Origin of the sequence: Auritidibacter sp. NML130574 (genome assembly GCF_003185725.2) — a bacterium.
GTDB lineage: Bacteria > Actinomycetota > Actinomycetes > Actinomycetales > Micrococcaceae > Auritidibacter > Auritidibacter ignavus.
This window is the reverse complement of sequence record NZ_CP031746.1, coordinates 1,143,612-1,157,265: the sequence shown is the minus strand read 5'-3', so window position 1 is coordinate 1,157,265 and position 13,654 is coordinate 1,143,612. Positions and strand designations below refer to the sequence as shown.

At 58.6% G+C, this 13,654-nt stretch carries 13 protein-coding genes; 12 read left to right on the top strand and 1 reads right to left on the bottom strand.

From position 1 onward, the window contains the following. Window positions 1-11: 11 nt before the first annotated feature. The 12 genes from DCC27_RS05205 to DCC27_RS05150 all read left to right on the top strand — a co-directional run bounded on the left by DCC27_RS05205 (window position 12) and on the right by DCC27_RS05150 (window position 12,965). Complete coding sequence (locus DCC27_RS05205) at window positions 12-1,703, top strand: ribonuclease J (protein ID WP_110110879.1); 1,692 nt, start codon at window positions 12-14, stop codon at window positions 1,701-1,703. A 189-nt stretch (window positions 1,704-1,892) separates the two neighbouring features. Further along, window positions 1,893-2,267: an ectoine synthase gene (locus tag DCC27_RS05200; protein WP_110099579.1), complete on the top strand. Its 375-nt coding sequence runs from the start codon at window positions 1,893-1,895 to the stop codon at window positions 2,265-2,267. Window positions 2,268-2,427: 160 nt separating this feature from the next. Continuing rightward, window positions 2,428-5,469, top strand: a complete 3,042-nt coding sequence (locus tag DCC27_RS05195; RefSeq protein ID WP_110110880.1) for a DNA translocase FtsK — start codon at window positions 2,428-2,430, stop codon at window positions 5,467-5,469. Next, entirely contained in the window at window positions 5,448-6,065 is a 618-nt protein-coding gene (pgsA, locus tag DCC27_RS05190) for a CDP-diacylglycerol--glycerol-3-phosphate 3-phosphatidyltransferase (protein WP_110101729.1), read from the top strand. The genes DCC27_RS05195 and pgsA overlap by 22 nt, the downstream gene beginning before the upstream one ends. Next, window positions 6,065-6,538, top strand: a complete 474-nt coding sequence (locus DCC27_RS05185) for a CinA family protein (protein WP_110101716.1) — start codon at window positions 6,065-6,067, stop codon at window positions 6,536-6,538. The genes pgsA and DCC27_RS05185 overlap by 1 nt, the downstream gene beginning before the upstream one ends. A 230-nt stretch (window positions 6,539-6,768) precedes the next feature. Then, complete coding sequence (locus tag DCC27_RS05180) at window positions 6,769-7,212, top strand: helix-turn-helix domain-containing protein (RefSeq protein ID WP_110101717.1); 444 nt, start codon at window positions 6,769-6,771, stop codon at window positions 7,210-7,212. Window positions 7,213-7,315: 103 nt separating this feature from the next. After that, entirely contained in the window at window positions 7,316-7,549 is a 234-nt protein-coding gene (locus DCC27_RS05175; protein ID WP_110099574.1) for a DUF3046 domain-containing protein, read from the top strand. Window positions 7,550-7,827: 278 nt separating this feature from the next. Then, window positions 7,828-8,901 (top strand): recombinase RecA, encoded by a 1,074-nt coding sequence (gene recA / locus DCC27_RS05170; protein WP_110101718.1) that lies wholly within the window; start codon window positions 7,828-7,830, stop codon window positions 8,899-8,901. After that, window positions 8,901-9,557 carry a regulatory protein RecX gene (locus DCC27_RS05165; RefSeq protein ID WP_246840146.1) on the top strand — a complete coding sequence of 219 codons (657 nt, stop codon included), beginning with the start codon at window positions 8,901-8,903 and terminating at the stop codon, window positions 9,555-9,557. The genes recA and DCC27_RS05165 overlap by 1 nt, the downstream gene beginning before the upstream one ends. 20 nt (window positions 9,558-9,577) lie before the next feature. Further along, window positions 9,578-11,095 (top strand): tRNA (N6-isopentenyl adenosine(37)-C2)-methylthiotransferase MiaB, encoded by a 1,518-nt coding sequence (gene miaB, locus DCC27_RS05160; RefSeq protein WP_110110881.1) that lies wholly within the window; start codon window positions 9,578-9,580, stop codon window positions 11,093-11,095. Between the two features lie 14 nt (window positions 11,096-11,109). After that, the gene (gene miaA / locus DCC27_RS05155) at window positions 11,110-12,060 is read left to right on the top strand and encodes a tRNA (adenosine(37)-N6)-dimethylallyltransferase MiaA (RefSeq protein WP_110101719.1); all 951 of its coding nucleotides are present in this window, start codon (window positions 11,110-11,112) and stop codon (window positions 12,058-12,060) included. 5 nt (window positions 12,061-12,065) lie between these two features. Continuing rightward, window positions 12,066-12,965 carry a hypothetical protein gene (locus DCC27_RS05150; protein ID WP_110099570.1) on the top strand — a complete coding sequence of 300 codons (900 nt, stop codon included), beginning with the start codon at window positions 12,066-12,068 and terminating at the stop codon, window positions 12,963-12,965. Window positions 12,966-12,967: 2 nt separating this feature from the next. On the opposite strand, the gene DCC27_RS05145 is transcribed toward DCC27_RS05150, so the two are convergent. Further along, on the bottom strand, window positions 12,968-13,591 hold the full coding sequence (locus DCC27_RS05145; RefSeq protein WP_110099569.1) for a class I SAM-dependent methyltransferase: 624 nt from the start codon (window positions 13,589-13,591) through the stop codon (window positions 12,968-12,970). Between the last annotated feature and the right edge of the window lie 63 nt (window positions 13,592-13,654).

Genomic DNA, 13,654 nt, shown 5'->3' with positions numbered 1-13,654 from the left:
AAAGGACCTTCATGCCCCACGAACAGCAAGTAGTGCTGTCTCATCCTCCTCAACTGCCTGGCGGAACCATGCGCATTGTGCCACTGGGCGGGCTCGGCGATGTTGGCCGCAACATGACCGTCTTCGAGCTCAACGGAAAACTACTCATCGTTGACTGTGGTGTGCTCTTTCCTGAAGAAGTACAACCCGGTGTTGACCTGATCCTGCCAGATTTTGACTACATCCGCGATCGTCTTGACGATGTGGTCGGCATCGTCCTCACCCACGGCCACGAAGATCACATCGGCGCGGTACCCTACCTGTTGCGGATGAAAGACGATATCCCCCTGGTGGGCTCGCAATTGACCCTGGCCCTGATTGAAGCCAAACTCGAAGAGCACCGCATCACTCCTTACACGCTGGCTGTCACGGAAGGTCAGCTCGAACAGCTCGGGCCCTTCGAACTCGAATTCGTCGCCGTCAATCACTCGATTCCCGACGCCTTGGCGCTGTTTATCCGCTCGGAGGCGGGCACCGTGTTGCACACCGGTGACTTTAAGATGGACCAGTTGCCCCTTGACGGTCGCATCACCGACCTGCGCGCTTTCGCTCGATTGGGTGAAGAAGGCGTGGACTTGTTCATGACTGATTCCACCAACGCCGAAGTTCCCGGCTTTACCACCACCGAAAAAGACATCGGCCCGGTGCTAGAATCGCTGTTCGGACGCGCACAACGACGCATTATTGTCGCTAGCTTCTCCTCCCACGTCCACCGTGTCCAACAGGTCCTTGATGCCGCGGCGATGCACCAGCGCAAAGTGGCCTTCGTCGGTCGCTCGATGGTGCGGAATATGGGAATCGCTGCCCACTTGGGCTACCTCAACATCCCAGACAACACCGTTATCGACATGAAGAAGGTCGATGACTACCCCGACAACCGCATTGTGTTGATGTCGACCGGCTCCCAGGGCGAGCCCATGGCTGCCCTATCCCGGATGGCGAACGGCGACCACCAGGTCCAAATCCAGCCCGAGGACTTGGTCGTGCTGGCGTCCTCGCTGATCCCTGGTAACGAAAACTCCGTATTCCGGGTGATCAACGGCCTGATGAAACTCGGTGCCGAAGTGGTGCACAAGGGCAACGCCCAGGTGCACGTCTCTGGCCACGCTTCACAAGGGGAACTACTCTATAGCTACAACATTGTTCGACCCCGCAACGTGATGCCGATCCACGGGGAAGTCCGCCACCTGATCGCCAACGGTCGGATCGCCGAAGCCACCGGGGTTCCCACCGAGAAGGTGATTCTGGCCGAAGACGGTTCTGTGGTCGACCTCAAAGACGGTCATGCCGAGATTGTGGGCGAAATCGACTGCAGCTATGTCTACGTCGACGGTAAGTCCATTGGCGAAATCACCGACGCAGATCTCAAGGACCGTCGGGTGTTGGGCGAAGAAGGCTTTATCTCGGTGATTGCGGTGATCAACCGGCAAACCGGAAAGATTGTCTCCGGACCCGACATTCACGCCCGAGGTGTGGCCGAAGATGACACCGTCTTTGAATCGGTCAAACCCAAGATCATCAAAGCCCTGGAAGAGGCAGCCGCTTCCGATAAGAAGCACACCAATCACCAGCTACAGCAAGTCATGCGTCGAGCGATCGGATCGTGGGTGAACCGCAAACTACGCCGTCGTCCAATGATCGTGCCGATCATTATTGAGGCCTAACCAGATCCCACGTACCCGTTGCCCATCTCAACGGGTACGTGCTGAATGCAGGCTGTGTGGTTTTAAACAGTGTCTGAAACACGTCGTTCAGATACTGACACCACGTGAACCGGCCCCTAACGTGAGAAAGAGAAGCGTTCGCTCCGGGCCGGACCTGTCGCCCGGGGCGACGACAACGGAAGGAGAATAATGTTTACTCGTAGCCGTGACGACGTCGAAAAAGTTGAATGGGGTGGCGGAACCTCCGAGCGTCTGCTTGTGGACAAAGACAACATGGGATTTGCTGTGGCCCATACCGTTGTGCGGGCCGGCAGTTCCTCCAAACTGCAGTACCGCAACCACCTGGAGGCCTGCTACTGCATCGGCGGTTCCGGTTCCGTGGTGGAGCCTGACGGTACCGAGCACAAGATCACTGAAGGGACCATTTACGTGCTCGACGAGCACGATGCCCACACCCTGAAGGGCGGCGACAACGAGGACTTGATCCTGGTGTCGATCTTCAACCCGGCCATCACCGGTAACGAGAAGCACGAGCTGACCGAGGACGGTTACTCCTCCTACTAAACCGCTCACTGATACGTCATCGACTGTCAGTGAGCCAAGGGGTCTGCTGGTCATGTGAGTAGCAGACCCCGTGCTTGTCTGCGGTACCAAAGAGCACGATGACGTGCCCGAACCGCGTTCATCCTGTCTCAGTCGCTAGAGCGCGGTAGAATAAGGCCTTATGGCGACTGAAACTTCCCCAGCACGGTCGTCGAAGACCTCCAGCTCTTCGTCGAAGAAGAACGCAGGTGCCGATGAGACCGTGCATTTAGCGTACGAAACCACCGACCCGACCAGTCCGTGGGTTGTCCGGGTGCTACGCGGGTTCTGGATGATGTTTGCCACCCCAATCGGCGCCGGTGTGCGCAAAATCGGGCCCGACCGCCACATCCCGCCCCAAGATCGTCGCGACGGCACCGGCTTCTTCTTAGTACTCGTGGCCACGATCATTGCCTCGGTGGAATGGTGGGGCTTACGCGATTTGCCCGGGTACGGTCACATCGTCCATGGCGTGGCCGCCGGAACCTTCGGATGGATGGCTTTGTTTCTCCCAGTGGCCCTGGTCATCCTCGCCGTGCGACTCTTCCGGTACCCGGAAGCTGACCGGGCCAACGGACGGATCTCGATCGGACTGGTGATCATGATGATCTGCGGTGCCGGTATCGCACAGTTGGCGTTTTCCAACCCGCCGGTTGCCGGCTCGCTTCAGGAAATGCTCAGTTCCGGAGGAGTACTGGGCTTTATTGTTACCGACCCACTGGTCTCACTGATCACCCCGGTCCCCGTGTGGGTGCTGATGATCGTGCTGTTGGTCTTTGGCCTGCTGGTGTTGACCGCCACCCCAGTCGGGAAGATTCCCGCCCGCATCGTGGGCATGTATCAGTGGCTGACCGGACAGGACCCGTCTGAACACAGCGAGGAACCACAGGACTATCGTCGCGAATCTGGACACGATCAGTCTTACCTGTACCAACACGACGCTGTCGGGCAGCCCGGCGAGCCGAAGAAGCCACGCCGGGCCTCAGGTGGGCTGTTGCGCTTCTTGCGACGGTCTACCAACAACCGGGCTGACGACGGGGAGCTCACCGATAACGACGCGGACCACCTCGATCGTCAGTCCGCCGGTCAGCAGGCCTACGCCACTGCGGTGCTCGACGATCACCCGAATCATCCCGATACGACGGAATCTCTCGGATCGGATGGGGCCGGCCGCGAGTCGAAGAAGTCCGCAAAGCGCACGAAAGACCAAGCCACCGAAGTGATCGACTTCGGTGATCTCTTCGACGAGGCATCTACCGAGCCTGACGAAACCGGCGACACTGACGCACTGGACGATGACCCCTCACCCGATCAGGCCGTGGACCAGGACGCCACCCAGCCGATCGACACGACGATTCCGGCCGGGGTGAAACGCCCCACCGCCGATGAACAGAAGTTGCAGCAAGCCCGTCGAGCAGCAGGACTCGTCGCGGATGACAGCGACCAGCCGCCCCAACACTCGGTGCCCTCAACGAAGGTCTCTCAAGCACCGCAACTGCCACCACTTCCAGCCCGGTCAGAACAACTCCACCTGGACGGCGATGTCACCTACACGTTGCCCTCGCTCGAGTTGCTACCACCCGGACCTCCGGCCAAAGATCGCACCGAAGCCAACGACCACATCGTGGCAGCACTGAACTCGACCTTCGAACAGTTCAAAGTCGACGCCGAGGTCACCGGCTTCTCTCGTGGCCCGACGGTGACCCGCTACGAGATTGAAGTGGCACCGGGGACCAAGGTCGAGAAAGTCACCGGTCTGGAGAAAAATATCGCCTACGCGGTGGCCTCGCCCGAGGTACGCATGCTCAGCCCGATCCCGGGCAAATCGGCGATCGGTGTGGAAATTCCTAACCGGGACAAAGAAGTTGTCGCCCTGGGGGATGTGTTGCGCTCTAATGCAGCGCGCAAATCCGATCACCCGATGGTCATGGGCGTGGGCAAGGACGTTGAAGGTGGGTTCGTGATGGCCAACCTGGCCAAGATGCCCCATATGCTTGTTGCCGGTGCCACCGGCGCCGGTAAGTCCTCCTTCGTTAACTCGATGATCACCTCAATCCTGATGCATTCGACCCCGGACGAGGTCCGGATGATCATGGTCGACCCCAAGCGTGTGGAGCTGACCGCCTACGAGGGCGTACCCCACCTGGTGACACCGATTATTACCTCCCCGAAGAAAGCCGCCGAAGCTCTGCAGTGGGTCGTGCAAGAAATGGACACCCGCTACGACGACCTAGCCGCCTTCGGGTACAAGCACATCGACGACTTCAATAACGCTGTGCGCGCCGGAAAAGTGACCCTGCCACCGGATTCGAAGCGCAAGCTCAAGCCCTACCCTTACCTGTTGGTGATCGTTGACGAGCTTGCTGATTTGATGATGGTCGCCCCGCGCGATGTCGAAGACGCGATTGTGCGCATCACCCAGTTGGCTCGTGCTGCCGGTATTCACCTGGTGCTGGCCACCCAGCGGCCCTCGGTGGACGTGGTCACCGGTCTGATCAAAGCCAATATCCCCTCCCGGTTGGCGTTTGCGACCTCCTCGGTCACCGACTCCCGAGTGGTGCTCGACCAGCCCGGCGCAGAGAAACTGCTCGGCCAAGGTGACGCGTTGTTCTTGCCGATGGGCAAGTCCAAACCGATGCGTGTCCAGGGCGCCTGGGTCAACGAATCCGAAATTCACGCCGTGGTGGACCACGTCAAGTCGCAAATGACCGCCCAATACCGAGACGATGTCATCCCGGACAAGCCGCAGAAACAGATCGACGAGGATATTGGAGACGATCTGGAAGACCTGCTGCAAGCCGTCGAGCTGGTCGTCACCTCCCAGTTCGGATCCACCTCCATGTTGCAACGTAAGCTCCGGGTGGGCTTCGCTCGGGCCGGGCGGCTGATGGACTTGATGGAGTCCCGCGGGGTGGTCGGGCCCTCGGAAGGATCCAAGGCCCGTGATGTGCTGGTCAAACCCGATGATCTGGCCGATGTGATCGCCACCATCAAGGGCGAGACCCCGCCTTCGGCCCAGACTGAGACCACGGAACACGCCGAGACGGACTCAGCCCTCGATACTGACTCGAGGACAACCAGCACCGCCTATGATTCGCCCGTGCATACCGACTATGCGGACTACGACGATCTGGGTGAGGCTGACACAACGAATGAGGACGCATGGCAACTGACGGGGCGTTAAACACCAAGCAGGTCTGGAACCTGCCGAATATCCTCACCATGGTTCGCATCGTGCTGGTGCCACTGTTGATGTGGTTCCTGATCGCCGGCGGAGCGTATGGTGTCGAATCGGGAGTGTACCGCTGGTTGGCCTTGGTGGTCTTTGCCGTGGCGATGTACACCGATAAACTCGACGGCGATATCGCTCGAGCCCGCGGGATCGTCACCGACTTCGGCAAGATCGCCGACCCGATCGCAGACAAGCTTCTGACCGGAGTGGCTTTTATCGTCTTGTCCGCGCTCGGGGAGCTGTGGTGGTGGGTTACCATCGTTATCCTGGTGCGGGAGTGGGGCATCACGCTGATGCGTCTGGCCCTAGTCCGAGTCCAAGTCATGCCCGCCTCACGCGGTGGCAAAATCAAGACCGTGTTCCAAACCGCGGGCCTCATCGTCCTGTTGGCCCCGCTGGTTGATCTGGTCGGACTGTGGTGGCTCTACCTTGGCTGGGGTCTCGTCCTGATCGCCATGGCCATCACCGTGATCACCGGCATCGACTACGTGATCAAAGCCATTCAGCTACGTGGTACGACCCCCGAAAAAGATCAGGCGAGCTCCTAATGCACCAAACACCCCTGCACGCGCTGGTTCACACCCTGACTGACCGTGGCCTAACGGTGGCTACTGCAGAGTCTCTGACTGCCGGTTTGCTTGCTGCCCGTATCGCTGACATTCCCGGCGCCTCAGCGATACTCAACGGGGGAGTGGTCTGCTACCAGAATAAGATTAAACAGCGCGTGCTCGGGGTTGACGCCCACCTACTCAGTACCCGGGGAGCCGTGGACCCGGTTACCGCAGAACAGATGGCTCGGGGCGCCCAGAGAGTCTGCGACAGCGACATTGGTATATCCACGACCGGAGTAGCTGGCCCGGAGCCGCACCAGGGCAAAGACGTCGGCACCGTATACATCGGCCTGTGCATTGCCGATCACGTTTCCCAACACGTTGAACTGCATCTGCAAGGAGATCGAGCACAGATCCGGCACCAAACCGTCGAGGCCGCCATCAAAGAGCTCTGCGCAGTCGTTGACTAAGCGGTGAGCGGGCGAACAGTTGAGTGATCTAGACTCAACTCTTCCCAGCTTTACTTCAGGTTGCTCCCGTAGACTACATCACGGCGCCAGAGGATGCGGGAGAAATCGTTCCGAGCGATCGGGAACAAAATCCACGCATCATGAGTTGTTCATAATAGAACACAGGTCGCTAGTCCTTGTTGTCCTCAGAACTAGCAGAATTCCTAAGCGGCAGAGGAGAAACGCCACAGATGATGAAAGAACCAGTCGTAGTCAACGGAATTACCCGTTGGGTTAACGCAGGCGATCCAGGCCGAGAAGAACAAGACGCTACCGAGTACGCAGTACCGGTTCTTCGTGAGGAAATCGGAGAGGTGCTCCGCGATATTCGTCAGCGGCAAGGACGCACTCTCCGCGAAGTCTCCCACGATGCACGAGTCTCACTTGGCTATTTGTCCGAAGTGGAACGCGGACAAAAGGAGGCCTCCAGTGAATTGCTCGCCGCAATCTGTGAAGCCCTCGACGTCCCGTTCTCCGGTATGTTGCGGGAAGTTGCCGATCGTATCGCCGTGGCCGAAGTGGGACACGTACCCGATACCGTTCCAGAAGAAATGACCCACCGCTTCCAGCGGGGAGTCGCGCAGCCGAACCAGTCGGCTACGGGACCTCGCGGTTACATGGCTGGAACCCACTAATACACACTCCAGGGTTGCCTGGATACACCGTAAATTAAAGGAGCAGCCGCCGATTCTCTCCACGAGTCGGTGGCTGCGATGTTGTCAAGGAGAGTCACAGCTGGTGAGAGTCTCAGAGTTCTGGCGTTTAGCCACCGAAGAATTCGGTGACACCACCGCACGCGTCATCGTAGATTCCCTCATACTCCCTAGTCTTCATGTCACTGCCCAGCAGGCCCTGGATCGAGGTGTGGAGCCAAAACGCGTTTGGCACGACCTCTGCGACTTACATCAGATCCCTGAATCTCGTCGACTGGGCCGAGACATCCCGACGAAAGACAATCCCGACGTCATCTAGTGACGAGTCACTGGCACCGCGAGTGGTTCAGACGTTCTATAAAATCGCGGACAAACAGCCCACTTTGTACAACACGCCTGCCAATGTTCGAAATAGTGTTCTAATTCCCGTACAGTGGAGCTAGAACAAGGGAGTATTCGTCGGTGCGATAGTTTTCCACACGCTGTCCTTGAGGCTTATCGCGTCCGTGACGGATCCCTAGACTTTTGGGTGCATCGGGACCGTGCTAAGCGGTTCAACGTTGCGGTCTACCTTCCCTCGTGACAAGGAGTACAACCATGGCAGCAACCTCCAGCAAAGGCAATAAAGGAACAGATCGAGACAAGGCGCTCGAAGCGGCCCTGGCACAGATCGACAAAAATTACGGAAAGGGCTCCATTATGCGCCTGGGCGACGAAGCCCGGGCTCCTATTGAAGTCGTAAAAACCGGTTCTGTCGCTCTCGACGTTGCTCTTGGTATTGGTGGTTTCCCGCGGGGTCGTGTTGTCGAGGTCTACGGTCCAGAGTCTTCCGGTAAAACCACTGTGGCATTACACGCTGTGGCCAATGCGCAACGTAACGGTGGCGTGGCTGCATTCATCGACGCGGAGCACGCACTCGATCCTGAGTACGCTGCCAAACTCGGCGTTGACACTGATTCGTTGCTGGTGTCTCAGCCCGACACCGGTGAACAAGCGCTGGAAATCATGGACATGCTCGTCGGATCCGGCGCACTCGATATCGTCGTTGTCGACTCGGTGGCGGCATTGGTGCCTCGAGCAGAAATCGAAGGCGAAATGGGAGACTCTCATGTGGGCCTGCAGGCTCGCTTGATGTCGCAGGCCCTGCGCAAGATCACCGGTCGCCTCGCTCAGTCAAAAACCACAGCAATCTTCATCAACCAGCTACGCGAAAAAGTTGGGGTGTTCTTTGGCAGTCCGGAAACCACCACCGGCGGTAAGGCACTGAAATTCTACGCTTCCGTGCGCGTGGATGTACGTCGCATCGAGACGTTGAAAGAAGCTGGTAATCCGGTCGGCAACCGTACTCGGGCGAAAATCGTGAAGAATAAGATGGCTCCGCCGTTTAAACAAGCGGAATTCGACATTCTCTACGGCCAAGGTATCTCCCGCGAAGGAGACATTCTGGACCTGGGCGTCCAAGAAAACATCATTCGTAAATCCGGAGCATGGTTTACCTACGAGGGTGACCAGCTGGGCCAAGGCAAGGAAAATGCGCGCCGATTCCTCAAGGACAACCCAGATTTGGCCAATGAACTCGAAGAACGGATCAAGAAGGCCATGGGCATCATTGCCGAGGACGAGGAGATTGAAGACTCCGGTCTGAGCGTGGTCGAAGATACTGGAGCCTGATGAGTCAACCTCACGACCGTCCCGAGGTCCTCGCGCGCTTAAGGGAGCAGATCGAACAACTCGAGTCGAGCGATGAACCTCGGCGCGGAATGCACGACGATCCGTCACAATACTCGGCTACCGACGGTGTAGCTCCCTGGGCGCCCGTTGGCGAGGACCAGGCACAACGAGCCCGTCAGATCCTCTTGCGCACCCTGTCGGCGACTCCGAAAACCAGGAAACAACTGGCAGATAAGCTCGCGTCCCAGGAGATCCCCGCTGACGTTGCCGAAAAGGTTTTGGACCGGTTCGAAGAAGTTCAACTCATCGACGATGCTGCCTTCGCCCGGTCCTGGGTCGAATCACGGCAACGTTCAAAGGGATTGGCCAAAACAGCCCTGGCACGTGAGCTACACGACAAAGGCATTGTCGGGGAAACAGCTGAACAGGCACTGGAACTCATCGACGATGACCAGCAATACCAACGTGGCGTTGAGCTCGTAGAGCGTAAACTGGCGCGCAGGTCTGTCCCCGGGACAACAATTGCTGAGGACCGTCGCGAACGCGATAAACTAGTTCGACGCATGGTGGGGATGCTCGGTCGCAAAGGCTATGCACCCTCCATGGCCTTTAGCATTGTTAAACGGGTGCTAGAGGAGAAAGAAACTGACTCCTAGCCTCATGAGCGAGTATTACTGTGACTCTGACTTCCCAGCTCATCGCCGATCAGGCTGATTCGACCACGCGCTCGTACGAAGTGCGGACTTTCGGATGCCAAATGAACGTTCACGATTCTGAACGTATCTCCGGGCTTCTGGAAGACCACGGCTACGTTCCCGCCAGCAGGGACGAACAAGCTGACCTGGTGGTATTCAACACGTGCGCGGTGCGGGAAAACGCCGATAATAAACTCTACGGAAACCTTGGGAACCTCCGCGCCGTCAAAGAAGCGCACCCCGGCATGCAGATTGCCGTCGGTGGTTGTCTTGCCCAAAAGGATCAGAACACGATTGTGGAGAAAGCTCCCTGGGTCGATGTGGTGTTCGGTACCCATAACATCGGCTCGTTGCCGACACTACTGGAGCGGTCGCGTCATAACCAAGAAGCCGAGGTCGAGCTGTTGGAGTCCTTGGAAGTCTTCCCCTCCACCTTGCCCACCAAACGCGACTCCACCTATTCAGGTTGGGTTTCCATTTCGGTGGGATGCAACAACACCTGCACCTTCTGCATTGTTCCCCAGCTTCGAGGCAAAGAAAAAGACCGCCGACCCGGGGATATTCTGGCTGAAGTTCAGGCCCTTGTCGATGCCGGTGCCGTTGAGGTGACCCTGCTGGGCCAGAACGTCAACACCTACGGTGTAGAGTTCCGGGATCGGGGAGCATTCGCAAAACTCTTGCGCGCCTGCGGAGAAATTGATGGGCTGGAACGAGTGCGCTTTACGAGCCCGCATCCGGCATCGTTCACCGATGATGTCATTGATGCCATGGCGGAAACCCCGAACGTGATGCCACAGTTGCACATGCCACTGCAATCCGGTTCCGACCGGATCCTGAAATCGATGCGACGGTCCTACCGCACGAAGAAGTTTCTGGGCATTTTGGACAAGGTACGCACGCGAATTCCTCACGCGGCGATCACCACTGACATCATTGTTGGCTTCCCCGGTGAGACCGAACAAGATTTCCAGGACACCTTAGATGTTGTGAGATCCTCACGGTTTTCCTCGGCCTTTACTTTTCAGTACTCCATCCGGCCCGGAACGCCTGCCGGTGAGATGCCAGATCAAATTCCTGCCGATGTGGTCCAAGAACGGTTCGAACGTCTCGTGGCATTGCAAGATCAAATTTCTGGCGAAGAATCCGCCACATTGCTAGGCACCACACAAGAAGTCTTGGTCACCAATGACACCGGTTCCAAAGGCGCCACGACCGGTCGTCTCAGCGGGCGGGCTCCAGATAATCGTCTGATTCACTTCTCGGTTCCGGCTGGGGCAACCCCGCCACGTCCCGGTGACTTTGTGACTGTGCCAATCACTGAAACTCACCCCTACTTCCTGATTGCTGACCCCCAGCCTGAGGACTACCAGTTACGGCGGTCTCGTGCCGGGGATGCGTGGGATCTGGCGCAGGCCGATAGCTGTGGCGTTAATGCCGGTGGCTCCTCCACAGGTTCCGGAGTAAACCTGGGGATGCCAACCATTCGCGTGGGTGGCTAAAGGTCACTGTAGCTATGCCAGAACCGGTTGTTGCGATTGTCGGTCCGACGGCCACTGGAAAATCGGACCTGGCCTTAGACCTTGCTGTCGAATACTCTGAGGGTCCCGGGCCAGGGGCGGAGATTATCAATGCCGATTCGATGCAGTTTTACCCCGGCATGGATATCGGGACGGCTAAGGTTCCAGAGGCATCACGTCGTGGCATTGTGCATCACCTGATCGATATCCTCCCGCTTCATGCAGAAGCCTCCGTGGCCGAATTCCAGATCGGGGCGCGACGAGCCATCGAGACGATCCGGGCGGAACAGCCCGACGGCTCCGCCATGCCCATCTTGGTCGGTGGATCCGGGCTGTATGTGCGAGCAGCGCTGGACGACTTGGAATTTCCGCCGACAGACCCTGACCTCAGAGCACGGTTGACCCAAGAAGCTGAGGTGGTCGGAATCCAGGTGATGACCGAACGCCTGCGGTCGGTGGACCCGGACTCCGCCGCGCGACTAGACGATGACCGGCGCATTATTCGCGCCCTGGAAGTCCATGAGCTCACCGGCAGACCCTTTAGCTCCTACATGCCCCAACGTCGCTATGCCGCGGGGATCCCGCCGGTGGTTCAGATTGGATTAAGGCTGAACCGGGTCCGGTTGCACCAACGGATTCGTGACCGGGTCCACGCCATGCTTGAACAAGGATGGCTGGAAGAAGTCCAACGGCTGGTAGCACAGGGTATCACCGACTCACCCACAGCATCCCGAGCTATCGGCTACCGCCAGCTTTTGGAGGTGTTGGAAGGACGGTTGCCTCTCGACGAGGCTGTCGAGAAAATCGTGATTGCCACCCGACAATTCGCCAAACGACAAGAAACGTGGTTTTCGGCCGACCCACGCGTGCACTGGATCAACGCCGACGCCCCGGACCGGCTACAGCAGGCCCACAAACTCATTGCCGTCGCACAGCAAAGGACCTGATCATCATGAACACCTCCCCGGCGTCACTGGGAGAGCTTTTGGGCCTGAAGGCCACGCGTTTCCAGAAACTCATGAGCGGATCCCTGGATTGGTTAGTCACGATCGGGCCCGAGCTGGCCCCCATGGACCCCGATACCATCCGTGTGCTCACCCACCGCACCAAGGGGATCGGAGCAGCCGGAGTGGTGGGTCTTGCAGATCGTGATGATCACTGGGAGGTCATCGGTTATGCCGCCGATGGACAGCAACTCGACGATCCCACCGAGGCCTTGCGCGTGGCAGCGGAGGTGATCACCGCTCATGGTGGCCAATCCACTCCGAGAGGTCTCACCCTGACCTGTCACCAAGGACCACGGCCTGGATCATATCAGCTGGACTCGCCCCAACCAGGCTGGTGGTCGGTGCGCACCCCTGACTGGAGTTTCGCTGATCCCGAGCAAGCCAGATCCCACGCGGTTGACGCCTTGGTGAAATGCGCGGGCCTACCGGATCCGCGACCGGGGCTAAGCATCCAATCCCACAACAGACGGTTCGTCATTGTGGCCCTGGGATCAGAAGAAGAGTTCGAGGCGGCCTCCACCCAGTCACTGCCCGGCATTGAACCACCGACCCAAGAAGATCCGGTGGTGGGGCTGGTGCTGATGGCCGACCCGGTCGTCTCCAACGGGAAGGGCCAGTTGCGACTGAAACTCTCGCAACGACCCTCAGATATGCACACCGGGGCCACAGCGGCTGCAGCCGCCACAACCGCGGTGAAAACGTGGGCCCATTTACCCCACGAGATGCCTTGGCGAGTGCTAGCCGCCGGGACCGAATACTCCGTGCACTGCGCAACAGCCCCCGAAGGTAGTAACGGCCTGGACGTAGCCACCCCGGTCACCTGGCTCTTTGACGCGGTGCTGTAGGGTTACTGCGCGCGATGAATGTGCAAAATCCGGAATCCCTTGACCGTGGCGTGACGCTGTGCGGTAAATTCTCCGGGCCCATGGTTCTGAAGCATCGTTGCAATCCAGGGCAACAGTGAATCCGCGCCGAGCTTCTTGGCCACCACCAGCCACGCGTGCCCGCCGGGACGCAAACGCGGTAACCACCGTTGCAAAATTTCGTGCAACACTGCTTTACCCACGCGGATCGGAGGATTGGACCAGATCAGATCAAATCCAGGTTCGGGATCCAGCTCGTCCGGGGCCCAGACGCTGATCTGCTCCAGACCCAATGCTCGGGCATTCTCCACGGTCAACTCCCGGGCGCGCTCATTGACCTCCACTGCACAAACCTCGGCCTCGGGGGACAACAGCGCCATGGACAAGGCTAGTGGCCCCCAGCCGCTGCCGATATCGAGAAAACGTCCAGTCGGCGGGGGAGCGGGCACCGTATCGAGTAGAACGCGCGTGCCACGGTCCAATTCGTCGTGGGAGAACACGCCGGCAGCTGAAAAAACCTCGCGCTCGGCCCCAGCCAACGGCACGGTGATGCGGTGTCGACGCTGGTCACCGGCCGGAGTCGCGGAAAAATAATGTGCTGAGTCCACGGTCTCTCAGTGTAGCGGTAGGGGCTAAATGTGACAGAATAGAAGAATTACGCATCCCCGGGA